Genomic DNA, 24,371 nt, shown 5'->3' on the forward strand with positions numbered 1-24,371 from the left:
GTGACCACGACGGCGCCGCACCCTCCCCGCGAGTGGTGCGGCGCCGTCGTCGCGCATGGGCGAGAATGGCCGTCATGAGTGTTCACCGTGAGATCCCCCTGGACTTCGACGGCGTGCTGGCGGACGAGGGCAACGGTTCCGTGGTGCGCCGCTCCGTGCTGCCCGGCGGCGTCCGCGTGCTCACCGAGGCCATGCCGGACCAGCGCTCGGTGACCATCGGCTACTGGGTGGCCGTCGGGTCCCGTGACGAGTCGCCCGAGGGCTACGGCGCCACGCACTTCCTCGAGCACCTGCTCTTCAAGGGCACTCCCACGCGCACCGCGATGGACATCGCGGCCGCCTTCGACCGCGTGGGCGGGGAGTCCAACGCCGGCACGGCCAAGGAGTCCACCGTCTACCACGCCCGCGTGCTGGACGAGGACCTGCCGATGGCCGTGGAGGTCCTCACGGACATGCTCACCTCCTCCCTGATCGACCCGGACGAGCTCGAGACCGAGCGCGGCGTGATCCTCGAGGAGCTCGCCATGGACGCGGACGACCCCGTGGACGTGGCCCACGAGAAGCTCGCCGAGGTCATGCTGGACGGCCACCCCCTCGGCCGGCCGATCGGCGGCACGCCCGAGACGATCCGGGCCGTCACCCGCGACCATGTGGTGGGGCACTACACGCACTGGTACCGCCCGGACGAGCTCGTCGTCACCGCCGCCGGCCACCTCGACCACGACGAGGTCTGCCGCCTCGTCCTCGCCGCCCTGCGCGCCTCGGGCTGGGAGCTCACCCAGGGGGCCCTGCCCGCCCCGCGTCGTGCCGTGGACACCGCCGGGGCCGCGGCCTCGCGGGTGCGGACCGGCACGCACACCGTCACCAAGGCGGTCGAGCAGGCCAACGTCCTCGTCGGCGGCCGCTCGCTGTCCACCACGGACCCGGACCGCTTCGCCCTGGGCGTCATGCAGTCCGTCCTGGGCGGGGGCATGTCCTCGCGGCTGTTCCAGGAGATCCGCGAGCGCCGCGGCCTGGCCTACAACACCTACTCGTTCTCCGCCGGGTACTCCGACGCCGGCTACTGGGGCCTGTACGCGGGCTGCCAGCCGGACCGGGTGGACGAGGTGGCCGCGCTGATGGAGGCCGAGCTGGACCGGATGGCCGAGGCCGACGTCACCGGGGAGGAGCTCGCGCGCGCCCACGGGCAGATCTGCGGCGGCACCGTGCTGGGCATGGAGTCCACGGGCGCCCGCATGTCCCGGCTGGGACGGGCCGAGCTGGTCACGGGGGAGTACGTGGACCTGGCGGCCTCCCTCGCCCGGGTCCGCGAGGTCGACGCCGGCCAGGTCCGGGCCGTGGCCGCGCGCCTGGCCGCGGGGGACCGGGCGCGCGTCGTCGTCGCCCCGGCCTGACCTCGGCCACGGCCGCCGGGGCGGGCCGCGTAGGCTGGAGGCCATGACCGAGACCCGCACCCCCTCCGCCGTGTCCGCTCCCGACGACGTCCCGCGCGTCGCGATCCTGGGCGCCCATGGCCGCATGGGCCGCCACGCGGTGCCCGCGGTGCGAGCGGCCGAGGGGCTGGAGCTCGTGGCCGAGCTCGGCTCGCAGGACCGCCTGGACGCGGTGCTCGACGCCGGCGCCACGCACGTCCTGGACCTCACGGTGCCGGACGCCTCGCCCGAGAACGTGGCCTTCGCCGTGGAGCACGGGCTGCACACGGTCGTGGGCACGTCGGGCTGGGTGCCCGAGCGCCGCGCGCGCCTCGAGGCGCAGTTGGCGGAGCACCCGGGGGTGGGCGTGCTGATCGCCCCGAACTTCTCGGTCGGCTCGGTGCTGGCCTCGGCGTTCGCCGCGCAGGCGGCGCGGTACTTCGAGTCCGTCGAGCTCGTCGAGCTGCACCACCCGGACAAGGTGGACGCCCCGTCGGGCACGGCCGTGCGGACCGCCGAGCTCATCGGCGCGGCCCGGGAGGCGGCCGGCGTGCCCGTCTCCCCGGACGCCACCGAGCACGACCCGGACGGCGCGCGCGGTGCCGTCGTCCACGGCGTGCATGTGCACGCGGTGCGCCTGCGTGGCCTGGAGGCGCACCAGGAGGTGCTGCTGGGCGGGCCGGGCGAGCAGCTCGTGGTCCGGCACGACGCGTTCGACCGCGGCGCCTACATGCCCGGCGTCGTCCTCGGCCTGCGGACCGTGGCCTCCCGCCCGGGTCTGACCTACGGACTGGACGGATACCTGGACCTTGGCTGAGCCCTCCCGCACTCCCGACGACGGCGCCGTGGGCCCGACCGAGCCCGCCGCCCGTGCCCGCCGCTCGACCGTGATGAGCAAGGTGTGGGTCGGCTTCGTCTGCCTGCTCGTGCTGCTGTTCGCCGGGTTCGCCCTCAACGCGTCCGTCGCGCTGGTGCGCGCCCCGCAGCCGCTGGCCAAGGCGATCGGCGTGGGCGTCATCCTCGTGGTGCTGGTGACCGTGGCCGTCCTGGCCCGCGAGGTGTGGTTCGGCCGCCAGACCGAACGCCTGGCCGACCAGCTCGAGGCCGAGGGCGGACTGCCGGAGGACGACCTGCCGCGCTCGCCGGGCGGCCGGATCGACCGGGAGGCCGCCGACGCCCAGTTCGAGCTGTACCGCGTGGAGGCCGAGGCCGCACCACGCGACTGGCGCGCCCGCTACCGCCTCGCCCTGGCCTACGACGCCTCGGGCGACCGCCGCCGCGCCCGCGAGGCGGCCCGGGAGGCCGTCCGCCTGCACCGCGCCGGCTGACGCTACCCACGCGTCGCTCAGCGCCCCCCGACGGCCCGTTCCCGTTCCTCACCCGCCCGGGAGAGCCGGGCCATCACGGCCTCGAGCGGACCCCGTCGGCCGCTGAGCTCGGCGGCCAGCCCGGCCGCGAGGCTCAGCACGACGAGGGCGGCGAGCAGCGCCCCGTCGGCCGGGTCGAGTCCGGTCGCGTCCACGAGCGCGAGCACCACGAGGTGCCCCACGTAGAGCGTGAGCGGGATGCGCCCCGCACCCACGAGCGGGCGCAGCGCGGCGTGCCCGACCAGCGGCCGGGCCAGCAGGCAGGCGCCCAGCACGGCGCAGGCCCAGCCCGCCGCAAGCACGGCGGCCACCACGGACCCGGAGTGCGGGGTCGGCAGGGCGAGCCACAGCGGATCCGGGATCAGCAGCGCGAGCCGCGGCTCGCCCGTGCGCAGCGTGAGCGCCGTCTCGACCGGGTCCGTGCCGATCGCCGCGGCGACCCGCCCGAGCGTGCCCGGGGCCCGCAGCACCGCCGCACCGACGACGCCGGCCGCCGCCCACGCCGTGGCCCCGCCGCCGAGGATCCCGGCGGCCACGTGGGGCCGGTCCAGCGGCAGCCGCCCCAGGGCCAGCCCCAGCACGAGGAACGCGCCCCAGGACAGGACGGGGTAGTAGCCCGTGACCGTCAGATCGGCCAGCAGCAGCCCGGGACGCAGCAGGTCCGCGGGGCCGGGGGAGAGCCAGAGCCGCCCGCCCACGAAGAACTCCTGACGGCCCAGGGCGGCCTGTGCGGCCGCGACCACCGCGAACACCAGCACAGGCCCGAGCACGAGCCACGTCCCCGCGATCACCCCCAGGGTGCGGGCGCGCAGGCCCAGCAGGGGCAGCGCGAGCAGGAAGAGCAGGGCGTAGTGGCACAGGATCACGGCCACGGGGACCCCGAGCGTCCCGCACGCGAGCCCGAGCACGAACAGCAGACCCGCGCGGCGGGCGATCCGGCGGCGCAGCGCCGCGCGCCGGATCCCCGTGGCCGGCGTCGCGCCCCCCGTGGACAGGGCCAGCCCGACCCCGGCCAACAGGACGAACAGCACCGAGGCGCGGCCGGCGAACCACAGGAACGCCGGGTGGGGTGCTCCGTCCGCCGTCACCGGGTCGACGACGTGGACGGTGATCATGCCGAGCAGGGCGATCCCGCGGGCCGCGTCGACGCCGGGCAGTCGGCGACGCGCGGGCCGGTCCGGGCGGACGGCGGCGGGGGGCGGGGCGGGACGCAGGGCGGGCTCCTCTCGGGTCGCCGCGCGTCGCGGAGGGGCCACGGACGGCGCGGGCCCCCAGTCTCGCAGGTAGGGTGGGGCCCATGAGTGCCGTCCGTTCCGCCGTCATCCCCTCCGAGCTGCTCTTCGGCACGGTCGTGCCCGCCATGGTCACCCCCATGACGGACGAGGGCGCCGTGGACCTCGAGGCGGCCGCCGCGCTGGCCGAGCACCTGGTGGACCGCGGGGCCGACGGCCTCGTGGTCACCGGCACCACCGGCGAGACCTCCACGCTCACGGACGACGAGAACGTGGCGATGTTCCGTACCGTCGTCGAGGCCGTGGGGGACCGCGCCAGGGTCGTGGCCGGCACCGGCACCAACGACACGGCGCACACCCTCGAGCTGTCGCGCCGCGCGGCCGAGACGGGCGTGGACGGGCTGCTGCTCGTCACCCCGTACTACAACAAGCCCAACCAGGCCGGCATCCGCGCGCACTTCGAGACCGTGGCCGACGGGGTGGACCTGCCGATCATGCTCTACGACATCCCGGGCCGCTCCGTGATGCCGATCGAGCCCGAGACGGTCATCGCGCTCGCGCAGCATCCCAACATCCGTGCGCTCAAGGACGCGAAGGGGGACCTGCAGTCCACCACCACCGTCCTGGCGCACACGGACCTCGACCTCTACTCCGGCGACGACGGCGCGACCCTGCCGCTCATGGCGCTCGGCGCCGTGGGGGTCGTCTCGGTGGCCGCGCACGCGGCCCCCGAGCTGTACCGCCAGCTCGTGGACGCCGTCCACGCCGGCGACCTGGCCGGTGCCCGTGATCACCACTTCGCGCTGGACCCCGTCCAGCGCGGCATCATGACCCATGTCCAGGGCGCGGTGGCCGCGAAGGCCGTCCTCGCCGCCCAGGGCGTCATCCCGTCCGCAGCCGTGCGGCTGCCCCTCGTCCAGGCCACGCCGGACGAGCTCTCCGTCATCCGAGCCGACCTCGCGGAGGCCGGCATCACCTTCTAGAAGGGACCCGTTCCATGACCGCAGGCACCCGCCTGTCCACCCCGCCCAAGCTCAAGCGGGGCACCTGCCGCATCGTCCAGCTGGGCGGCCTCGAGGAGGTCGGCCGCAACATGGTCACCTTCGAGATCGACGGCAAGATCCTCATCGTCGACTGCGGCGTCCTCTTCCCCGAGGAGCACCAGCCCGGCGTCGACCTGATCCTGCCGGACTTCGACTACATCCGGGACCGCGTGGACGACGTCGTCGGCATCGTCCTGACCCACGGCCACGAGGACCACATCGGCGCCGTGCCGTACCTGCTGCGCCTGCGCGACGACATCCCCGTGATCGGCTCCAAGCTGACCCTCGCCCTGATCGAGGCCAAGCTCGAGGAGCACCGGATCAAGCCGCGCACCCGCGTGGTCAAGGAAGACGACATCGTCGAGTTCGGCCCGTTCGAGTGCGAGTTCGTGGCCGTGAACCACTCGATCCCGGACGCGCTCGCCGTCGCCATCCACACGGACGCCGGCACCATCCTGCACACCGGCGACTTCAAGATGGACCAGCTGCCCCTCGACGGCCGCATCACGGACCTGCGCGCCTTCGCCCGTCTCGGCGAGGAGGGCGTGGACCTGTTCATGACCGACTCCACGAACGCCGAGGTGCCGGGGTTCACCACCACGGAGGCGGAGATCGGCCCCACCCTCGAGCGCTACTTCGCCACGGCGAAGCGCCGCATCGTGGTGGCCTCGTTCTCCTCCCACGTGCACCGCGTGCAGCAGGTCCTCGACGCCGCCCACAAGCACGGTCGCAAGGTGGCCTTCGGCGGGCGCTCCATGATCCGCAACATGACCATCGCGGCGAAGCTCGGCTACCTCAACGTGCCGAACGGGATCCTCGTGGACATCCGCAAGGTGGACAAGTACCGCGACGACGAGATCGTGCTCATGGTCACCGGCTCCCAGGGCGAGCCGATGGCGGCCCTGTCCCGGATGGCCAACGGCGACCACCAGGTGCAGCTGGCGGAGGGCGACCTCGTCGTGCTGGCCTCCTCGCTGATCCCGGGCAACGAGAACTCCGTGTTCCGCGTGATCAACGGGCTCATGAAGCTCGGCGCGACCGTGGTGCACAAGGGCATGGCCAAGGTGCACGTCTCCGGCCACGCCTCCGAGGGCGAGCTGCTGTACTGCTACAACATCGTCGAGCCCGAGTTCGTGATGCCGGTGCACGGCGAGACCCGCCACCTGATCGCCAACGGCCGGATCGCGGAGAAGACCGGCGTGCCGGCCGAGAACGTCATCCTGGCCGGCAACGGCACCGTGGTGGACATGACCGACGGCCTCGTGAAGGTCGTCGGCGAGGTGGAGTGCGGCTACGTGTACGTGGACGGCTCCTCCGTGGGCGAGATCTCCGACTCGGACCTCAAGGATCGCCGTGTCCTGGGCGAGGAGGGCTTCATCTCGATCATCACCGTGGTCAACCGGCAGACCGGCGCGATCGTGTCCGGCCCGGACGTCCACGCCCGCGGCGTCGCCGAGGACGAGAAGGTGTTCGAGGAAATCAAGCCGAAGATCGTCCGGGCGCTCGAGGAGGCCGTGCAGTCCAGCAAGGACCACACCGCCCACCAGCTCCAGCAGGTGGTCCGCCGGACCGTCGGCACGTGGGTCAACCGCAAGCTGCGCCGCCGCCCGATGATCATCCCGGTGGTCCTGGAGGCCTGACCCCTCCGGGTCGCCATGCCTGCCGTGTCCGCGGTTCGCGGTAGTTTGGTGGGCATGGCGACCCGTACTTCCCCCACGCGTTCGTCCTCCTCCTCCGCCACGTCCCGCTCCGGCTCCGCCGGACGCCGAGGCTCCGGACGGAAGGGGTCGACCGCGACCGTCCCCGAGGCCGACCTGCCCGCCGCGCCCCTGCGCGCCCTGCATACCCTGTGGATGGGGCTGGCCACGCCGGTCGGTGCCGGCTTCCGCAAGCTCGGCCCGGACGTGCGCATCGACCGCGAGGAACGCCGTGACGGCACCGGCCTGCTCCTGCTGCTGCTCGCCGCGCTGATCGCGGCCGTGGAGTGGTGGGGCCTGCGCGGCACCGCCATCGGCCGCGTGGTGCACGGGGTGGTGGGCGGCACCGTCGGGTGGTTCGCCCTCCTGGTGCCGATCGCCCTGCTCGTCGTGGCCGTGCGCTGCTTCCGCCACGCCACGGACCATCGCGCCAACGGGCGCATCATCATCGGCCTGCTCATGGCGACCGTCGCCGGCTCCGGCATCGCCCACCTCGTGGGCGGTGTGCCCTCGGCCGCCGAGGCCTTCGAGGACATGCTCGGCGCCGGGGGCATGGTCGGCTACCTGGCGACGGCGCCGCTGGCCTCCCTGCTGACACCCGTGCCCGTCTGGGTCCTCATGATCCTGTTGGCCTTCTTCTCGGTGCTCGTGCTCACCGCGACGCCCGTCGGCTCGATCCCGCAGCGGCTCGCGGGCGGCTACGACTGGCTCACGGGCCAGGACCCCGAGGGCGCCTCCGAGCGGCGGGCCGCCCGCCGCGACGAGCGGCGCCGGGCCCGTGAGGTGCGCCGCGAGGCCGAGGACCTCGCCACCCCGCTCTCCGTGGACGCGGAGACCGGGCGCACCCACCCGGACCACGACCAGTCCTACCTGGACGGACCGGCCGCCGGCGCCCACGCCGCCGGGGCCTCCCGCCCCGGCCTGCTCGCGCGCCTGTTCGGCGGGCGCCGGGCACGCGAGGATCAGGCCGCCGACGCCGCCCCGGAGCACACCGCCGGCACCGCCTACGACTCCCCGGTGATCCACGAGGCCGAGGCCGGCTCCCACGCCGCCCCCGAGGCCGAGACCACCCAGGTCCTGCCCCGACCCGCCCCGCGGCGGGCCGCTCGCGGAGAGCAGGGCGTGTTCGACGCCGAGCAGGCCGCCGCAGACGCGCGTGACCCGCGGGACGCGGACCAGGACGCCTCGGACGACTTCGACCCGTGGGTGGACGAGGACGACGCGCCCGAGGACGCGGACGCCGAGCCGCAGCCACCCGCCGGAGTGCGCCGGCCCACGGCCGCGGACCGTGCCCTCGAGCAGGTGCGCGAACACGCCCGCGCCCAGCGTGAGGCCGCCGCCCCGGCCGCCGCATCCCTGGAGGAGGACGCGGGGGAGGACACCCCGTTCGCCCTGGACGACGCCCCAGGTCAGGGCTCCGGGACCGCCGCGTCGTCCTCCGCCGTGCCCGCCAGCACCCCCGCGCCGGTGCCGCCGGTGACCGCCGAGCCGGCCCGCGGCACCCAGTCCCCGCTGGGCGGGGACGTATCCTACACGCTGCCGCAGTCGGCCCTGCTCCCTGCCGGCCCCCAGCCGAAGGAGCGCTCCGAGGCCAACGACCGGGTCGTCGCCGCCCTGACCACCACGTTCACCGAGTTCAAGGTGGACGCCCAGGTCACCGGGTTCTCCCGCGGGCCGACGGTGACGCGCTACGAGGTCGAGGTCGCCCCCGGCACCAAGGTGGAGAAGGTGACGGCGCTGGAGAAGAACATCGCGTACGCGGTGGCCTCCTCGGACGTCCGGATCCTCAGCCCCATCCCGGGCAAGCGCGCGATCGGCATCGAGATCCCCAACACGGACAAGGAGGTCGTGGCCCTCGGCGACGTCCTGCGCTCGCAGGCCGCCCAGCGCACCGACCACCCGATGGTGATGGGCGTCGGCAAGGACGTGGAGGGCGGCTACGTGGTGGCCAACCTGGCGAAGATGCCCCACATGCTCGTGGCGGGCGCCACCGGCGCCGGCAAGTCCTCGTTCGTGAACTCGATGATCACCTCGATCCTCATGCGCTCCACCCCGGACGAGGTGCGCATGGTGATGGTGGACCCCAAGCGCGTCGAGCTCACCGCGTACGAGGGAGTGCCCCACCTGGTCACCCCGATCATCACGAGCCCGAAGAAGGCGGCCGAGGCGCTGCAGTGGGTCGTCAAGGAGATGGACACCCGCTACGACGACCTCGCGGCGTTCGGCTACAAGCACGTGGACGACTTCAACAAGGCCGTCCGGGCCGGCCAGGTGAAGCTGCCGCCGGACTCCAAGCGCGTGCTGCGCCCATACCCGTACCTGTTGGTCATCGTGGATGAGCTCGCGGACCTGATGATGGTCGCCCCGCGCGACGTCGAGGACGCGATCGTGCGCATCACCCAGCTGGCCCGTGCGGCCGGCATCCACCTTGTTCTCGCCACGCAGCGGCCGTCCGTGGACGTGGTCACGGGCCTGATCAAGGCCAACGTGCCCTCCCGCATGGCGTTCGCGACGTCGTCGGTCACGGACTCCCGCGTGGTCCTGGACCAGCCCGGCGCGGAGAAGCTGCTCGGCCAGGGCGACGCCCTGTTCCTGCCGATGGGCAAGTCCAAGCCCATGCGCGTGCAGGGGGCGTGGGTCAACGAGTCCGAGATCCACGCCGTCGTGGAGCACGTGAAGTCGCAGATGCAGGTCCAGTACCGCGCGGACGTGATCCCCGAGAAGACCGAGAAGGTCATCGACGAGGACATCGGCGACGACCTGGACCTGCTCCTGCAGGCCGTCGAACTCGTGGTCACCACGCAGTTCGGCTCCACGTCCATGCTGCAGCGTAAGCTGCGGGTGGGCTTCGCGAAGGCCGGCCGCCTCATGGACCTCATGGAGTCCCGCGGCGTCGTGGGCCCCTCCGAGGGCTCCAAGGCCCGCGACGTGCTGGTCAAGCCCGACGACCTCGCGGACGTGCTCGCCACCATCTCCGGAGACACCCCGCCCTCGGCCACCTCCGGCGACGGCGACGCCTCGGCCGGAACCGGCGACGGCGACGCCTCGGCGTCGGCCGCTCCGCGCGACCTGGTGCAGGAGGACCTGGACTCGCGCCCGGCCGCCGTGGACTGGAACGACGAGGACGATGATGAGGGATCGGAGGACGCGTGGCAGCTGACGGGCAGATGAGCGCGGCTGGCGGGGCGCAGCACGTGTCCGCCTGGAACCTGCCGAACATCCTGACCTCGGTGCGCATCCTGATGGTGCCCTTCTTCGCCTGGGCGCTGTGGGCCGGCGGGCCGTGGGGCGGCGACTCGCTCGTCGCCCGCTGGGTCGCGCTGGCGCTGTTCGCGGCGGCCATGTACACCGACAAGCTCGACGGGGACATCGCCCGCGCCCGCGGGTTGATCACCGACTTCGGCAAGATCGCGGACCCCATCGCGGACAAGCTGCTCACGGGCACGGCCCTCGTGCTGTTCTCCCTGCTGGGGGAGCTGTGGTGGTGGGTGACCATCGTGATCCTGGTGCGCGAATGGGGCATCACCCTGATGCGCTTCGTGGTGATCCGCTACGGCGTGATGCCGGCCGGCCGCGGCGGCAAGCTCAAGACCGTGCTGCAGACCGTGGGCATCGGCCTGCTGCTCCTGCCCTTGGCCCCGGTCGTGGGCGGCTGGTGGCCGTGGGCCGGCTGGGTGGTCATCGGGGCCGCCACCGTGCTGACGGTGCTGACCGGCCTGGAGTACGTCAAGGACGCGTGGGTCCTGCGGCGGGACGCCCTCGCCGCCCAGCGGGGGGCCTGAGGCGATGACCATGGCAGGCGCCCAGGACGTGGTGCACGCGCTCGCGCACGCGGGCCGCACGGTGGCGACGGGGGAGTCCCTCACCGCCGGCCTGCTGGCCGCGCGCCTGGCCGACGTCCCCGGGGCGTCGGCCGTGCTGCACGGTGGCGTGGTGGCCTACCAGAACGCCGTGAAGACCGGCCTGCTGGGTGTGCCGGAGGACCTGCTCGCGCGGGTCGGGGCGGTGGACGCGGACGTGGCCCGGCGGATGGCCCTCGGCGCCCGGGCGGCCCTGGGCGCCGACGTCGGCGTGGCCACCACGGGCGTCGCCGGGCCCGAGCCGCACCAGGGCCAGCCGGTGGGCACCGTGTGGCTCGGCCTGGCCGTGCCCGACGCGGACGCGAGCGCGCTGGACGTGCTCGGCGGCGAGCGCGACGGCGCGGCCACCGCGATCCTCCTCCGGCTCGACGGCGACCGGGCCGCGATCCGGGAGGCCACCGTCGCCGCGGCGCTGCAGGCCCTGACGCGCCTGCTCGCCGGCCGCGGCCACTGAGGCTGCATGGGGGCGCCGACCGACCCGTCTCGGCGCCCCGTCCCTGGTGCCGGCCCGCCCCGCCGCGTAGGTTCGGCGCGATGGAGACCGCATCGCCTCCCACCCCGCCCGAGCGTGCGCCGCAGGACGGCGACGACGCCCCGGGCCCCCGCGTCATCGGCCTCGTGGCCGACCCGGGCACCCCGTGGGCCCTCGTGCGCCGCACCGCCGGGGACGTCGAGGACCGGCTCGACGACCGCCTGCCGCAGCCCGGCGGCTGGCGGGTCAAGACCCGCCAGGAGTCGCTGCCGGTCGGTGCGACCGGGGGCATGGTCCTGGAGGAGCCGGTCCGCTCCCTCGCGGACGGGCAGGGATGGGACACGGTGGTCGCCGTCGTCGACCTGCCCCGGTTCGACGACCGGCGCGGCGTGGTGGCGGACGTCGTGCCGCAGCTGCGGGTCGGCGTCGTGTGCGTCCCGGCGCTGGGGGTCATCACCCCGGCCCGCCGGCTGCGGGAGACGGTGCTGCGGATCGTCGAGCACATCGACACCGCCCCGCACGTGGACCCGCCGGACGGGGAGCTGGACGTGCAGTCCTCCGACGAGTCCGGCGAGGTGGAGGAGGACGGCGGCCGGTCCCCGGCGGACGAGCCCCCCGAGCCCGACACTGACGCGCTGCGGGGCATCGCCCCGCTGGTCGACGTCGACGCGGACGTGACCACGACCACCGGGATGGGCGGCGGGTCCCGGCGCACGTCCACGGTGTACGTGAAGGGCTGGACGGGCACGCTGCGCCTGCTGGCCGGGATGGTGATGGCCAACCGGCCGCTGCTCATGCCGCGGGACATGACGTTCACGGTCGCCTCGGCCAGCGCGGCCGGTGCCTACGGCGTGTTCTTCGGCTCCATCTGGGTGCTCTCCAGCGTGATGTCTCCGGGGCGGCTCGCGGCGGTCAGCGTGCTGTCCGTGGTGTTGCTGGTGGCGTGGATGGTCACCACGAACGGTCTGTGGACGCACGGTGCGGCCCACCGGCACAGCTCGCGGCTGGACAACCTCTCCACCGTGCCCACCGTGGGCCTGGCCTGCACCGTCGTCTACGTGCTGCTCTTCGTGACGCTGCTGCTGGTCGCGCTCATGATCATCCCCGTGGAGTATCTGGGGGAGGAGCTCGAGCAGCCCAGCGGCGTGGGCGACTACGTCCGGCTCGTGTGGCTGGCGGCGTCGATGGGCACGATGGCCGGAGCCGTCGGCTCGAGCCTGGACGACTCCGACCGCATCCGGAACGCCACCTACTCCCTGCGGGAACGGCATCGGCGCTCGGAGCGGCACGAGGGCGACGGGGCCGCCGAGGGCCCGACGGCGGGGGAGACCATGTCTCGGGAATGAACGCGACCCCGCCCGACGTTGAATGTAACGAGTCAAGAAGAGTGCCTCGCGGGATCAGGCCCGCGGCCCGGCGCCCTTCAGGAAAAGTCCAGGAGCAGGCGATAGACATGATGCGACATCCCGTCCATTCCCACGGAATCACGCGCTGGGTCGATGACCAGCCCCGCCCCCGCGCGGCCGCCCCCGACATCAAGGAGCGCAGCATGCCCCTCCTCCGCCACGAGATCGGCGACGTCCTGCGCGACGTCCGGCAGCTCCAGGGCCGCACCTTGCGCGAGGTCTCGCACGACGCCCGTGTCTCGCTCGGCTACCTGTCGGAGGTGGAGCGCGGCCAGAAGGAGGCCTCCTCCGAGCTGCTGGCCTCGATCTGCCAGGCGCTGGACATCCCGCTGTCCTACCTGCTGCGGGAGGTCTCGGACCGGCTCGTGGAGCAGGAGGGCATGGTCGTCCCGGACACCCTGCCGGACGATCTCACGGACCCGAGCCTGGGCTCGCTGGCCGGCCGCTGACCCCGCCACCCCCACGGCGCGGGCGCCCCGTCTCGGGGCGCCCGCGCCGTCTGCGTCTCCGTCCCTGACCCCGCGACCGACCACAGAGAGGACCTGCCGTGCGCGAGAGCGAGTTCCGCCGGCTGATGGACGAGGAGTTCGGCCCCGCCCGGGCCGGCCTCGTGGCAGACTCCCTGCACCTGCCCGGCCTGGACACCACCGCGACGGCGGCGATCGCCGCCGGCGTGGACCCGCGGCGGGTGTGGCTGGCGGTCTGCGACCTGCATGAGATCCCGCAGGAGCGGCGTCTCGGCCGGGACGTGCCGCCGAAGCGGTGAGGGCGCCGGGGCGCGCCGGGGAGGCCGCGGCGCCTGCCCGGCGGTGGCGGCGGCTACAGTGGATTTCGGCGCGCGCCGCGCGTGAAGGACCCACGTCGCGCGTCCTCTCGACAGCGCGAGGACCCATGTCTCGTCCCACCCCTCGAGGAGGCCCTATGCCCACGCCCGGTTCGGATGAACCGGTCGCACGCCTGCTGGCGCGCGGCTCAGAGTACAGTGTGATCGTTCCCGATGCGGGTGAGGACTACATCCAGGGCATGGTGCTGGAGGGGACGGTGTACGAGTCCGCGATGCTGGAGAAGATGGCCGAGGCGCTCTCGCCGGGTGACGTGGTCGTCGACGTGGGGGCCAACGTGGGCAACCACACCCTGTTCCTCGCCTGCGCGGTGGGGGCTCGGGTGATCGCCGTGGAGCCAGATGCACGGCTCGCAGACGCCGTCCGCCGCTCCGCCGCGCTCAACGGCGTCGAGGACGCCGTGGAGGTGCACGCCTGCGCGGCAGGCGCCGGCGAGGGCGAGGCCGTCCTGCGCGAGGGGGACCCGGCCAACCTCGGGACGCGGTCGATCGACCGGTCACCGGAGGCCGAGGGCGACCGGGTGCCGGTGCGCACCGTGGACGAGATCGTCGGCTCGCGCCTCGTCGCGATGCTCAAGGTGGACGTCGAGGGATTCGAGGCGCACGTGCTCGACGGCGCCCGCCGCACGCTCCGGCGCAGCCAGCCCCTGCTGTGGATCGAGTGCCTCGACGAGCCCGCCTACGAGGCGGCGGTCGAGCGGCTCCGCCCCCTGGGCTACCGCGTGGCCGACGTGGAGAACTCCTCGCCGACCGTCCTCTTCGTCCCGCGATCCGCGGACGAGCGGCAGGAGGCGGGGATGGACGCGGTCATGCGCCGCATGTACGCCGAGCGCTCGACCGCGCTGGCCCTCCGGGAGCGGCTGCGGGCCGGTGACGGTGAGCCCGGCGAGGGCGCGGAGATGCGAGCCGACCTGGCGGAGGCGGAGGCGGACCGGGACGCGGCGCGCCGTCGAGTCGAGGAGCTGGAGGCGCTCGTCGCCCGGAATCGGGAGGACTTCCGCGTGCTCCGGGGGTTCGTGGCGGAGGCCGAGGACCGCATCTGGAACCAGCGGGACGCCCAGTCCGAGCGGGAGGCGGCGCAGGAACGCCTGCAGGAGATGGAGGACGCCCTGGAACGCCTCGCGGTGGAGAAGGAGTCGGCCCTGCAGGCGGTCCAGCAGACGCGGGCCACGCTGCGTCACGTGCGGTCCTCGCGCACCTTCCAGGCGGGCAAGGCGCTGCGGGAGGCCCAGAGCCTGACCGGCGTGCGCCGCGCCGTGCCCCGACTCATCTCGATCATCCGCGCCGACAAGAAGGGTGGGCAGGCATGAGCCCCCGGATCCCCGCACCTGTGGTTCCCGAGGACGTCGCGTCGCGGCGCCGTGAGACGGATCCGGTGCCGGTCCGCAGACGCACCGGCCGGGCTGGGAAGCTCGTCGTGGCCTGCATCCTGGACGAGTTCTCCTTCACCTCCTTCGAGGGCGAGGCGGACCTGGTGCCGCTGACCATGGAGTACTGGCGCGCCGAGCTGACGGCGGCGCAGCCGGACCTGCTGCTCGTGGAGTCCGCGTGGCGCGGGCACCGCCAGACCTGGTGGAACACCGTCCATCGGTTCGGCCCCGAGCTGGAGGGCATCCTCCGGTGGTGCCGTGAGAGGGGTGTGCCCACCGCCTTCTGGAACAAGGAGGATCCGGTGCACTTCAACACGTTCCTCACCACGGCGGGCCACTTCGACGCGGTGTTCACCACGGACCTGGACTGCGTCCCGCGCTACAAGCGCGAGCTCGGGCACAGCAACGTGCACTTCCTGCCGTTCGCGGCCCAGCCGGTCCACTCCAATCCCGTGGAGGCCTTCGAGCGGGTGCAGGGGTGCGCCTTCGCCGGCGCCTACTACGCCCGCTACCCCGAGCGGCTGGCGGATCTGCGGGAGCTCAGCTCGCAGCTCTCCGCGGATGGCCGGCGGTTCGACATCTACGACCGCAACCTGGGCCGGGGGAACGCCGACTACGCCTTCCCGGAGGAGTACAAGCGGTTCATCGTGGGCGGCGCGCTGACCCCGGACCTGCTGGACATCCCCTACAAGGGCTACACGGTCAACCTCAACCTGAACTCCGTGAAGCAGTCCCAGTCCATGTTCGCCCGCCGGGTGTTCGAGCTCCTGGCCTCCAACACGCTGGTGGTCAGCAACTTCTCCCGCGGGCTGCGGCTCATGTTCGGCGACCTCGTGGTGGCGACGGACTCGGGGACGCAGATGCGACGTCGGCTCGAGCAGATCGAGGCCCACTCCAACGGCAACGAGCGGATGCGCGCCATGGCGCTGCGCAAGGTCCTGCGGGAGCACACCTACGCCGAGCGGCTCTCCTTCGTGGCCCAGCACGCCGGGGTCACCCTGCCTCCGGCCGAGGTCGAGCGCCCGCTGCTGATCGTGCCGCATGCACCGGGCCGCGATGAGGAGGCCGTCCGCGGCCTCCTGGCGTCCTGGACGCGGCAGTCCTGGACCGACTGGGTGCTCGCCGTCCTGGTGGAGGACGATGCGGACGCGGCGGCCGTCGAGGCCGCGGCTGACGACGACCGCGTGGTCGCCGTCCAGTCCGCCGACGGCCTTGCGGCGCTGGCGCGGTCGCGCGGATGCACCGCCCTCGGCACCCTGGAGCCCCAGGACTGGTACGGGCCGCACTACCTCGAGGACCTCGTGCTGACCCTGCGGTGGGCCGACGTGGACGCCGTCGGGCACCGGGAGCACTACGCGGTGCCGGAGGGCGGCGGCGCCCCGGTGCGCCGCGAGCCGCGCACCGCGTGGACCCCGTGCGACGGACTGCCCCTGCACCGGTCGCTGGTGCGCCTCGACCCGGCGGCGGAGGCCGCGGTGTCCGGCGTCCTCACCGAGGCGACGGCGCCTGCCGGCCTGGCCGTCTCCGCGCTCGAGTACTGCGCGGGCGGGGCGCATGCCCCGGCCGCCCTCCTGGAGCCGGTGTCGGCGCTGCCCCTCGACCAGGGGCTCGGACTGGACGAGATCCGTCGCCACGCCGACGCGCTGGTGTTCGAGGAGTCCTCCGACGACCTGCCCGTCCTCGACCTCGACATGCTGTTCGAGGGCATGACGACCTTCGACGCCATGACCATGACGTGGGAGGACGGCGAGGCGCGGCTGACCTCGCGGATGGAGGCGGGCCGTCACCAGTACTGGATCAACCCGCACGTCAGGCCGCTGGACGCGGAGCTCCTCGGCCGCACGGAGCCCCTCTACCTGGACGTCGGGGTCGGGCTCGACGTCATGCTGGTCGCGTACTGGCTCGACTCCGCGGGAGGACGCATCGGCCACGCGATGATCCCGGCGCGCCAGTCCGTGGAGGTGACCATTCCCGACGACGCCGTGGCGATGCGCTGGGGACTGCGGGTGAGCGGGTCCGGCAGTGCGGTGATCCACCGTGTGGTGAACGGCCCCTTCGTGGCGCCGCCCGTCCCGCTGTTGGTGCGCAGCCCGGACGTGCTGGTGACGAACATCTACCCGTCCTACGGGAACCTGTACCGCAACGGGTTCGTGCACAGCCGCCTGCGTCGCTACCTCGAGGCGGGGCGCCGGCTCGAGACCGTCACCCTGGGGACCGCTCATCAGCCGGAGTTCCGGGAGTTCGAGGACGTGGACGTGGCCGTGCTGCGGCCGGCTGACCTGTCCGCCACGCTCGCCACGGGGGAGGCGCGCTCGCTCACCGTGCACTGCCTCCTGCCGGAGACCTGGGACGTGCTGAAGACGGCTCCGTCGCTGCCCCCCACCACCGTGTGGATCCACGGGTTCGAGATCCAGCCCTGGTGGCGCCGGCGGTTCAACTACACCTCCGAGGAGGAGCTGGAGGCCGCCAAGGACCTGTCGGAGACCCGTCTGACGATGTGGCGGGAGATCTTCGAGTCCTCTCCCGAGGACATGCACTTCGTCTTCGTCTCCCAGTGGTTCGCGGAGACGGTGTTCGAGGACGTCGGCGTGCGGCTGCCCGACCACCGCTGGAGCATCATCCACAACCCCATCGACGCGGACGTCTTCCCCTACCGGGAGAAGACCGCCCAGCACCGCCTTCGAGTCCTGTCCATCCGGCCGTACCACTCCCGCGTCTATGCGAACGACCTCTCCGTCGCCGCCGTCCTGGAACTCAAGGACGAGCCGTGGTTCGACGAGATGGAGTTCACGTTCCTGGGGGACGGTCCGCTGTTCGCGGAGACCCTCGCACCCCTGCGGGGCCTGCCCAACGTCTCGATCCGCCGCGGCTTCCTCACGCACGAGCAGATCGCCCGGGAGCACGCCGTCCACGGCGTGCTCCTGGTCCCGACCCGCAGCGACACCCAGGGGGTGAGCCGCGACGAGGCCATGTCCTCGGGCTTGGTCCCGGTGACCTCGGCCGTCGCCGCAGTCCCGGAGTTCGTGGACGAGGAGTGCGCGTTCCTCGCCCCGCCGGAGGACCACCACGGCCTGGCCGACGCGTTGCGGGCGCTGCACCGGGACCCGGAGCGCTACCTGGGGATGTCCCGCGCCGCCGCGGAGCGGGTGCGGGCGCAGTCCGGGGCGGACCACGTGGTCGCCGAGGAGATGGCGGCCTCATTCGGGAGGACCGCCTCATGACTCTGCGCACCACCGTCCTCGGCAGTCGGCTGACCTTCAACGCGTTGTCGAGGCACCCGGACTTCGTGACGTCGACGGCCGGATTCCTGTCCCGCGTGTCCCTGGCCGGATGCGGCACTCCTCCCGTGGCGGAGGTCGACCTCGCATCGGTGCCGACCCCTGCACGCACGATGCTGACCCGCGACCTGGACCGCACCCTCCTCGCGGACGTCGTGGTCTCGCAACCGGACGTCGTCGTGCTGGACGCGCTGGAGGAGAGATGGCCGCTCGTCGTCCTCCCCTCCGGCGCGGTGGTGACAGCGTCTCCCGAGCTGGGAAGGCTCGGCAAGGTCGCAGGGGAGAGGGTTCCGTTCGGATCGGACCGTCATTTCGCCCTCTGGGAAGCCGGGTGGGAACGCGCACTGTTGGTGTTCGAATCGGTCGGTCTGCGCGACCGGCTCGTCCTCCATCGAGTGCTGCTGCCGACCCAGGACGAAGCGGGGGACGTTCTGGCGGGCGCCGCCGAGCGACACCGGGCCAACCAGTTTCTCGCACGGGTGTACGGGCGCATGCAGGAAGACCTGCCCTGGCGACGGGTCGTGGCCCTTCCGCCAGCGGCGGCGCACGCCGCCGCATCGGGCGAGGGGAACGCTGATCCGCTGGCCCTGAGTCCGGACTCGGCCGCAGAGCTGACACGTCGCGTGCTCACGGCGGTGGAGTCCACCTCGGGGGGCGTCGCCGGGCGCCCGGGCGGCCTCTTCCTCCACGGTGACCTCTCCCGGGCAGAGGAGGATCGATCCCTCGTCGTCCTCCTCGACGGTCTGCACCACGAGGACGGGGCGGCGCCCCGTGCGGTCGTGGCCGCGCAGGGGTGGCTCACGCAGAGGGCCGTGCCGTGGTTCTCGCTGACGGTGCGCGGCGGCCAGACGGCCGTGTCGGAGGCGGCGGCCGAGCTCGCCGAGCTGTCCGAGGCGACCGGCCGCGATCTGCTCCTCGTGGGCGGCGGAGGCGCCGGATACGAGGCGCTGCGGCTGGCCGGCCGGCTCGGAGACGCGGCGTCCGTGCTCGCGTGGAACCCGGATGCCGGTCCTGAGCCGCAGGACGAGGAGGGCGACGGCGCGAGCACAGAGCGGGTCGACTCCCTCGTCGCGGGACGGCGTGCGCTGGTCCTCCAGGGTTCGGAGGACCCTCGGCTCCAGTCGACTCTGATGCCGGTCGTCCAGCGGACCCCCGGGGCGGGGCCCGGCCCCCTGCTATACGGGGTGGGGGACGGCCACGCGGCCCTCGTGCTGCGGTGGCCCGGCGGCGAGGATGACATTCCTCCGGCGGTGCTCCTGCTCGTCCTCGACGCACTGCGCCGGGGCGGCCGCCCGAGGGCGGTGCTCTCCGCCCTCCAGCGGCGCCTGGCGTCCGGTCCGCCGGCAGCCGTCGCGCACGCCCCCGGAGCGGTGCCGGAGGCGCGGTCCTCCCCTGAGGAGATGACGGGCCCGGAGCCTGCGGAGGCGCCGGTCGTAGACGAGCCGGGGCCGGCCGAGGGCGCGAGCGCCGGTCTCGCCGTGCGGGGGGCCGACGACGGTCGGGTGCGCGTCGACTGGGACCTCGCCGAGCTGTCGGACGGCCGGGCAGCCGGAGCGGACTTCTCGATCGAGGCAGACGGGCTGACGGAGGCGACGGTGGAGGACGCCGTGCCGCCCCTGATCGTGCAGCCGCTCGGCGATGACGGGTCCTGGCGCCTGGACCTGCGGGACGGGCGAGGCCGGGCCGTGGGCTCGGTCCGATTCGACCGGCGTGCGCGTCGGCTCGAGCCACCGACATCCTGAGGCCCGGAGGCTGCCGGGCGCGCGCGACTCGCCGGAGATCGAACACATGTTCGATCCATGCGGTAGAGTCCTGCACAGCAGTGCGACGGGGTGATCTCGTGCACAGGCGGGGCGGGCCACGCTTATCGTGTCCGCCGCCCCCCGTAGATTCACGGACATGACCGAGGCGGGCGCTCCAGCGTCCGCGGCAGCACCACCAGAGCTAGGGGTGAAGGATGAGCAAGGTGACGGATCGCGAGAAGGCCCTCGAGGCCGCTCTCGCCCAGATCGACAAGCAGTTCGGCAAGGGTTCCGTCATGCGGCTGGGGGACCAGACCCAGGCACCCGTCGAGGTCATCCCCACGGGCTCGGTGGCCATGGATGTGGCCCTGGGCATCGGCGGCCTGCCGCGCGGCCGCGTGGTGGAGATCTACGGCCCGGAGTCCTCGGGCAAGACCACCCTGGCCCTGCACGCGGTGGCCAACGCGCAGCGCAACGGCGGCATCGCGGCCTTCATCGACGCGGAGCACGCCCTGGACCCGGTCTACGCCCGCCAGCTCGGGGTGGACACGGACGCCCTGCTGGTCAGCCAGCCGGACACCGGCGAGCAGGCCCTGGAGATCATGGACATGCTCGTCTCCTCGGGCACCCTGGACATCGTCGTCATCGACTCCGTGGCCGCGCTGACCCCGCGCGCCGAGATCGAGGGCGAGATGGGCGACTCCCACGTCGGCCTGCAGGCCCGCCTCATGTCCCAGGCGCTGCGCAAGGTGACCGGCCGCCTGCACCAGACCAAGACCACGGCCATCTTCATCAACCAGCTGCGCGAGAAGATCGGCGTGTTCTTCGGCTCCCCGGAGACCACCACGGGCGGCAAGGCGCTCAAGTTCTATGCGTCCGTGCGCATCGACGTCCGCCGCATCGAGACCCTCAAGGAGGCCGGCAACCCCGTCGGCAACCGCACCCGCGTGAAGATCGTCAAGAACAAGATGGCCCCGCCCTTCAAGCAGGCCGAGTTCGACATCCTCTACGGGGTCGGCATCTCCCGCGAGGGCGGCCTGATCGACATGGGTGTCGAGGAGGGCATCGTCAAGAAGTCCGGCGCGTGGTTCACCTATGACGGGGACCAGCTCGGGCAGGGCAAGGAGAACGCCCGTCGCTTCCTCCGGGACAACCCGGACCTCGCCAACGAGATCGAGGAGCGCATCCTCACGAAGCTCGGCATCGGCGTGGCCCCGGAGGCCGAGGACGACGAGGCCCCGGCCCTGACCGCGGTTCCGGGGGACACCGCGGCCGGATGACCCGATCGCGCCGGAACGTCGGAGGCGGGGCCGCCCACCGGTCGGAGACGGCCGGCCGGAGCGGCTCCGCCCCCGGTGTGTCCGCGTTCGACGACGCGCGCGACACCGACGCCGCCCGGATGTGGCTCGAGCTGGCGGGTGTGCCCGAGGCCGACGGGCCGGTCGAGGAGAGGAACGCGGGCACGGCGTCGCCCGCGGTCCCGCCGGATAACCCGGTCGATCGCAGCCTCGCCGCGGCGGGGAACGCCCCTGCGTCAGCGCCGTCCGGTCCTGTCCCAGCGCGGGCCGAGGCCGAGGCACCGGACCTGGGCTCGCTCTTGGGCCGTGCGAGCGACCTGCCCAGCCCCTCGCCCGGCGCCGCCGCGCGCGTGCTGCCGTGGTCGACGGACGCACGACCCGCGCGTGACGGGGGCGGTGCCCCGTCCGGGCCGAGGCGTGTGCGCCGTCGGAATGCCCGGCCGTCCGCCGCGGATGCCGCGTCCACCCCTGAGGAGGCCCGGCCGCGCCGTCGCCCGGGGCCCGCGCCCCTGCCGGCCGACCCGCAGGAGCGGGAGGAGGCCGCCCGGGAGGTCGTCCTGCGGCAGCTCGCCCTGGGACCGCGGTCCCGCGGCCAGCTCGAGGCCAAGCTCACCGAGCGCGAGGCCGAGCCCGCGCTCATCGCCCGGGTCCTGGACCGGTTCGAGGAGGTCCGGCTCGTGGACGACGTCGCATTCGCCGAGGTCTGGGTCCGCAGCCGCCACCGGTCCAAGGGACTGGCCCGGCGGGCCATCGGCCACGAGCTGCGGCAGAAGGGTGTGGACCGGGACGTCGCGGCCGAGGCGCTCGAGGCCATCGACGGGGAGGACGAGCGTGCCGCCGCCCTTGAGCTCGTCCGCCGCCGCCTGCGCGGCCGCCGGGTCCCCGCCGGCAACGGACCGGACGCGCGCGCAGAGCGGGACAAGGTGACCCGGCGCCTCGTGGGCATGCTGGGGCGCAAGGGGTATGGAGGAGGGCTCGCTTTCGCAGTCGTCCGGGAGGCACTTCAGGAGCAGGGATGACGAGGTGTTCCTCCGGCAAGACCGCGTCGACGGACGCCGAGGCGCCGCCTGGCCGTTACGATGACCGCCATGCTCGCAATGCCAGACGTCACCGCGCTGCCCGGCCCCACAGGACTGGTCGTCGAAGCGCTGGTGCGTGACGTCCCGTCTCCCCGGGGCCTCGTCGTATTCCTCCCCGGAGCGCTCTCGCCCAAACGTGAGGACCGTTCCATGCCGGTGTTCCACCGCTGGTCGTGGGCTGAGGACCTGCCGGACTTCGCGGTCCTGACCATCGCGGACCCCGCACTCCGCCAGGACGCGGAGCTCGACGGGGCCTGGTTCATCCATCCCGAGGTGGACGTGGTCCGCGAGATCGCGGCCGTGGTCCTCGAACATGCCCGGGAACGTGGACTCGGCCGGGACAAGATCCTGTTCTACGGATCCTCGTTGGGTGGTTTCGGTGCGCTCGCCGCCGCCGCCGCCGCCCGGGCCCGTGCGGTGGCTGAAGTGCCTCAGATCGACTTCCGCGGCTGGCTCCCCGGCGCCGTACGGGCCGTCGAGAAGCGCATCCTCGGGATGACGGTCACCGAGTATCGACGCCACCACCCCGAGCGGGTGGACGTCTGGTCCCGGTTCCTCTTCGAGCGGTACGTCCCACCGTTCACCATGATCTCCAATGAGGCGGACCGGTGCTTCCCCCAGCAGCTGAAGTTGATCAGCACGATCCGTTCGAGCACGCTCTACCGCGCGGAGAACGCCGACCTTCTGGTGACGGCACGCACTCACGAGCATCAGACCCTCCAACGCGCAGTGGCGTTGCGCGCCATCAAGGCAGCGCTGCCGACGGAAGGCTGAGGTCTCACCCGGCGGGTATCACCCGATTCCGCCTCGATCGGCCGGTGGACGTCTTGACACTCCCTCTGTCACGGACGACGCCGTCCAGGGGCTTCTGCCGGCTTCGACACCGCTGACGCCGGATCCCCGTCGCCTGCCACGAGCGGGGCGTCCGCGCAACGTCTGATCGGCGGCGGGCCCCGCGCCCCGCCCGAGGTTCCTAGATGTTGTGGGTCATGAGGTTCTTGGCACGGGGGCCGGGCTGAGATGAGACGAGTGGGCCTCTGCCGCAGGATGGAAGTTCCTACACCACCCATCCGCGCAAAGAGACCCACTCATGACTCACGCTCATGCACCCCTGACTCCCACCGGCCGTCTCAGGATGGTCCAACGCCACCTGAACGACGGGATCCCACAAGCGCACGTGGCCGCCGAGTTCCGGGTCGCACGTCCCACGGTGGCCACCTGGGTGGCGCGCTACCACGCCGAGGGCGAGGCCGGGCTGCTGACCGGCCCAGGCGTCCGCGCCGTTCACCTGCCCAGCTCGACCCCGGGGTGGTGGCTCAGATCCAGACCCTGCCTCGCAGGGAGAAGTGCTCGGCCCGCCGGATCCATCACCACCTCGTCTCCGAGGGCCACCGGGTGTGTCTTCGTGCCGTGGGACGGTGGCTGCACCGGGCCGGGCTCTGCCGGCTACGGGACCTGACCCCGGCCGGGGAAGACCCTGCGCCAGCAGCCGGCCCAGAGGATCACCGCGAGGGGGCCGGGGCACAGGGTGCACCTGACGTGAAGAAGATCGGGAAGATCCCTGACGGGGGCGGCTGGCGTGCTCACGGACGGGACTGCGAGAACGCGCGAGCAGCCACGCGCGGGCCTGGCCGGCGGGTCGGCTACACCTGCCTGCACTCGGCGATCGACGGGTTCACCCGCCTGGGCTACACCGAGGCGTTGGAGGATGAGCGGACGGTGACCACGATCGGGTTCTTCTGCCGGGCGCGGGCGTTCTTCGCCGCCCACGGCATCCGGATCGACAGGGTGGTCACGGACATCGGGAACGACTACCGGGCTGCGGAGTTCACCCGGAAGGTGGTCTCGCTCGGGGGCCGGCACCACCGGATCCGCCCCTACACCCCGCGCCATAACGGGAAGGTCGAGCGGTACAACCGGCTGATGGTCGATGAGGTCCTCCACGCCCGCCCGTCTACCTCAGAGACGGCTCGGCGTGAGGCCCTGCAGGTGTGGGTGAACCACGACAACTACCATCGGCCTCATACCTGATGCGGGGACGCCCCGCCGGCCTCACTGGCCCCGGCCCGAGTCAACAACGTCATGCCCTCCTACACCTAGGGGCACTCGGGCCTTCCGCCGCCGACGAGTTGTCTTGAAGCGAGCTGGCTGCAGGTGCGTTGTCTGCGGAGTATCTGAAACGCTCTGAGCAATGTACAAGGGGAACCGGGATGCTTCTATCCAGGGAGTCACACGACGTTGACAGCTTCCACACGTTTTAACTTCTGTATCATC

At 73.0% G+C, this 24,371-nt stretch carries 18 protein-coding genes and 1 pseudogene; 18 read left to right on the plus strand and 1 reads right to left on the minus strand.

Annotated features, from left to right (window positions below):
• The first annotated feature begins 65 nt into the window (after positions 1–65).
• From AC3RJ9_RS03170 to AC3RJ9_RS03180, 3 genes are read left to right on the plus strand one after another with little or no spacing between them, the layout of a single operon-like run.
• A complete protein-coding gene (locus tag AC3RJ9_RS03170; protein ID WP_036315003.1) occupies positions 66–1,394 on the plus strand; it encodes a M16 family metallopeptidase in 1,329 nt (442 codons plus the stop codon).
• Positions 1,395–1,437: 43 nt separating this feature from the next.
• Positions 1,438–2,229, plus strand: a complete 792-nt coding sequence (gene dapB, locus AC3RJ9_RS03175) for a 4-hydroxy-tetrahydrodipicolinate reductase (RefSeq protein WP_036315005.1) — start codon at positions 1,438–1,440, stop codon at positions 2,227–2,229.
• A complete protein-coding gene (locus AC3RJ9_RS03180) occupies positions 2,222–2,740 on the plus strand; it encodes a hypothetical protein (protein ID WP_036315008.1) in 519 nt (172 codons plus the stop codon). Before dapB ends, AC3RJ9_RS03180 begins: the two co-directional genes overlap by 8 nt.
• Before the next feature lie 17 nt (positions 2,741–2,757).
• Here AC3RJ9_RS03180 and AC3RJ9_RS03185 read toward each other — a convergent pair whose 3' ends face one another.
• Positions 2,758–4,035, minus strand: coding sequence for a heparan-alpha-glucosaminide N-acetyltransferase domain-containing protein (locus AC3RJ9_RS03185; protein ID WP_036315011.1), 1,278 nt, complete (start codon positions 4,033–4,035; stop codon positions 2,758–2,760).
• 41 nt (positions 4,036–4,076) lie between these two features.
• On the opposite strand from AC3RJ9_RS03185, the gene dapA reads away from it, so the two are divergent.
• The 15 genes and pseudogenes from dapA (at position 4,077) to AC3RJ9_RS03260 (ending at position 24,197) form a co-directional block, all read left to right on the plus strand.
• Complete coding sequence (dapA, locus tag AC3RJ9_RS03190) at positions 4,077–4,994, plus strand: 4-hydroxy-tetrahydrodipicolinate synthase (RefSeq protein ID WP_036315014.1); 918 nt, start codon at positions 4,077–4,079, stop codon at positions 4,992–4,994.
• Between the two features lie 14 nt (positions 4,995–5,008).
• Entirely contained in the window at positions 5,009–6,694 is a 1,686-nt protein-coding gene (locus AC3RJ9_RS03195; protein WP_036315017.1) for a ribonuclease J, read from the plus strand.
• Positions 6,695–6,748: 54 nt separating this feature from the next.
• A complete protein-coding gene (locus AC3RJ9_RS03200) occupies positions 6,749–9,922 on the plus strand; it encodes an FtsK/SpoIIIE family DNA translocase (RefSeq protein ID WP_123244238.1) in 3,174 nt (1,057 codons plus the stop codon).
• On the plus strand, positions 9,919–10,533 hold the full coding sequence (locus AC3RJ9_RS03205; RefSeq protein ID WP_036337638.1) for a CDP-alcohol phosphatidyltransferase family protein: 615 nt from the start codon (positions 9,919–9,921) through the stop codon (positions 10,531–10,533). The genes AC3RJ9_RS03200 and AC3RJ9_RS03205 overlap by 4 nt, the downstream gene beginning before the upstream one ends.
• A 10-nt stretch (positions 10,534–10,543) precedes the next feature.
• Positions 10,544–11,065, plus strand: coding sequence for a CinA family protein (locus AC3RJ9_RS03210; protein ID WP_489727704.1), 522 nt, complete (start codon positions 10,544–10,546; stop codon positions 11,063–11,065).
• 80 nt (positions 11,066–11,145) lie between these two features.
• A complete protein-coding gene (locus tag AC3RJ9_RS03215; protein ID WP_489727705.1) occupies positions 11,146–12,429 on the plus strand; it encodes a hypothetical protein in 1,284 nt (427 codons plus the stop codon).
• 107 nt (positions 12,430–12,536) lie between these two features.
• Positions 12,537–12,938 carry a helix-turn-helix domain-containing protein gene (locus AC3RJ9_RS03220; RefSeq protein WP_036315027.1) on the plus strand — a complete coding sequence of 134 codons (402 nt, stop codon included), beginning with the start codon at positions 12,537–12,539 and terminating at the stop codon, positions 12,936–12,938.
• Positions 12,939–13,036: 98 nt separating this feature from the next.
• On the plus strand, positions 13,037–13,255 hold the full coding sequence (locus AC3RJ9_RS03225) for a DUF3046 domain-containing protein (RefSeq protein ID WP_069941344.1): 219 nt from the start codon (positions 13,037–13,039) through the stop codon (positions 13,253–13,255).
• Positions 13,256–13,473: 218 nt separating this feature from the next.
• Positions 13,474–14,640, plus strand: coding sequence for an FkbM family methyltransferase (locus tag AC3RJ9_RS03230; protein WP_489727706.1), 1,167 nt, complete (start codon positions 13,474–13,476; stop codon positions 14,638–14,640).
• Positions 14,637–17,921, plus strand: a complete 3,285-nt coding sequence (locus tag AC3RJ9_RS03235) for a glycosyltransferase family protein (protein ID WP_489727707.1) — start codon at positions 14,637–14,639, stop codon at positions 17,919–17,921. The genes AC3RJ9_RS03230 and AC3RJ9_RS03235 overlap by 4 nt, the downstream gene beginning before the upstream one ends.
• Positions 17,918–19,720, plus strand: a complete 1,803-nt coding sequence (locus AC3RJ9_RS03240) for a DUF6270 domain-containing protein (RefSeq protein WP_148408544.1) — start codon at positions 17,918–17,920, stop codon at positions 19,718–19,720. The genes AC3RJ9_RS03235 and AC3RJ9_RS03240 overlap by 4 nt, the downstream gene beginning before the upstream one ends.
• Positions 19,721–19,935: 215 nt before the next feature.
• Positions 19,936–21,000 carry a recombinase RecA gene (recA, locus tag AC3RJ9_RS03245; RefSeq protein WP_070708704.1) on the plus strand — a complete coding sequence of 355 codons (1,065 nt, stop codon included), beginning with the start codon at positions 19,936–19,938 and terminating at the stop codon, positions 20,998–21,000.
• A 77-nt stretch (positions 21,001–21,077) separates the two neighbouring features.
• The gene (locus AC3RJ9_RS03250; protein WP_236557950.1) at positions 21,078–22,037 is read left to right on the plus strand and encodes a regulatory protein RecX; all 960 of its coding nucleotides are present in this window, start codon (positions 21,078–21,080) and stop codon (positions 22,035–22,037) included.
• Positions 22,038–22,106: 69 nt separating this feature from the next.
• Entirely contained in the window at positions 22,107–22,871 is a 765-nt protein-coding gene (locus AC3RJ9_RS03255) for a hypothetical protein (RefSeq protein ID WP_143739890.1), read from the plus strand.
• A 316-nt stretch (positions 22,872–23,187) separates the two neighbouring features.
• A pseudogene (locus AC3RJ9_RS03260) lies at positions 23,188–24,197 on the plus strand (IS481 family transposase).
• Positions 24,198–24,371 lie beyond the last annotated feature (174 nt).

The organism is Micrococcus sp. 63XJN7_6_ISO-PGPR-S23-444 (assembly GCF_058072765.1).

Excerpts from the sequence above, each read along its gene's own strand:
- AC3RJ9_RS03170 (WP_036315003.1), top strand. The coding sequence starts at position 66 with ATGGCCGTCATGAGTGTTCACCGTGAGATCCCCCTGGACTTCGACGGC.
- AC3RJ9_RS03235 (WP_489727707.1), top strand. The coding sequence starts at position 14,637 with ATGAGCCCCCGGATCCCCGCACCTGTGGTTCCCGAGGACGTCGCGTCG.
- AC3RJ9_RS03205 (WP_036337638.1), top strand. The coding sequence starts at position 9,919 with ATGAGCGCGGCTGGCGGGGCGCAGCACGTGTCCGCCTGGAACCTGCCG.
- AC3RJ9_RS03195 (WP_036315017.1), top strand. The coding sequence starts at position 5,009 with ATGACCGCAGGCACCCGCCTGTCCACCCCGCCCAAGCTCAAGCGGGGC.
- AC3RJ9_RS03210 (WP_489727704.1), top strand. The coding sequence starts at position 10,544 with ATGGCAGGCGCCCAGGACGTGGTGCACGCGCTCGCGCACGCGGGCCGC.
- AC3RJ9_RS03240 (WP_148408544.1), top strand. The coding sequence starts at position 17,918 with ATGACTCTGCGCACCACCGTCCTCGGCAGTCGGCTGACCTTCAACGCG.
- dapB (WP_036315005.1), top strand. The coding sequence starts at position 1,438 with ATGACCGAGACCCGCACCCCCTCCGCCGTGTCCGCTCCCGACGACGTC.
- recA (WP_070708704.1), top strand. The coding sequence starts at position 19,936 with ATGAGCAAGGTGACGGATCGCGAGAAGGCCCTCGAGGCCGCTCTCGCC.
- dapA (WP_036315014.1), top strand. The coding sequence starts at position 4,077 with ATGAGTGCCGTCCGTTCCGCCGTCATCCCCTCCGAGCTGCTCTTCGGC.
- AC3RJ9_RS03220 (WP_036315027.1), top strand. The coding sequence starts at position 12,537 with ATGATGCGACATCCCGTCCATTCCCACGGAATCACGCGCTGGGTCGAT.
- AC3RJ9_RS03215 (WP_489727705.1), top strand. The coding sequence starts at position 11,146 with ATGGAGACCGCATCGCCTCCCACCCCGCCCGAGCGTGCGCCGCAGGAC.
- AC3RJ9_RS03200 (WP_123244238.1), top strand. The coding sequence starts at position 6,749 with ATGGCGACCCGTACTTCCCCCACGCGTTCGTCCTCCTCCTCCGCCACG.
- AC3RJ9_RS03255 (WP_143739890.1), top strand. The coding sequence starts at position 22,107 with ATGCTCGCAATGCCAGACGTCACCGCGCTGCCCGGCCCCACAGGACTG.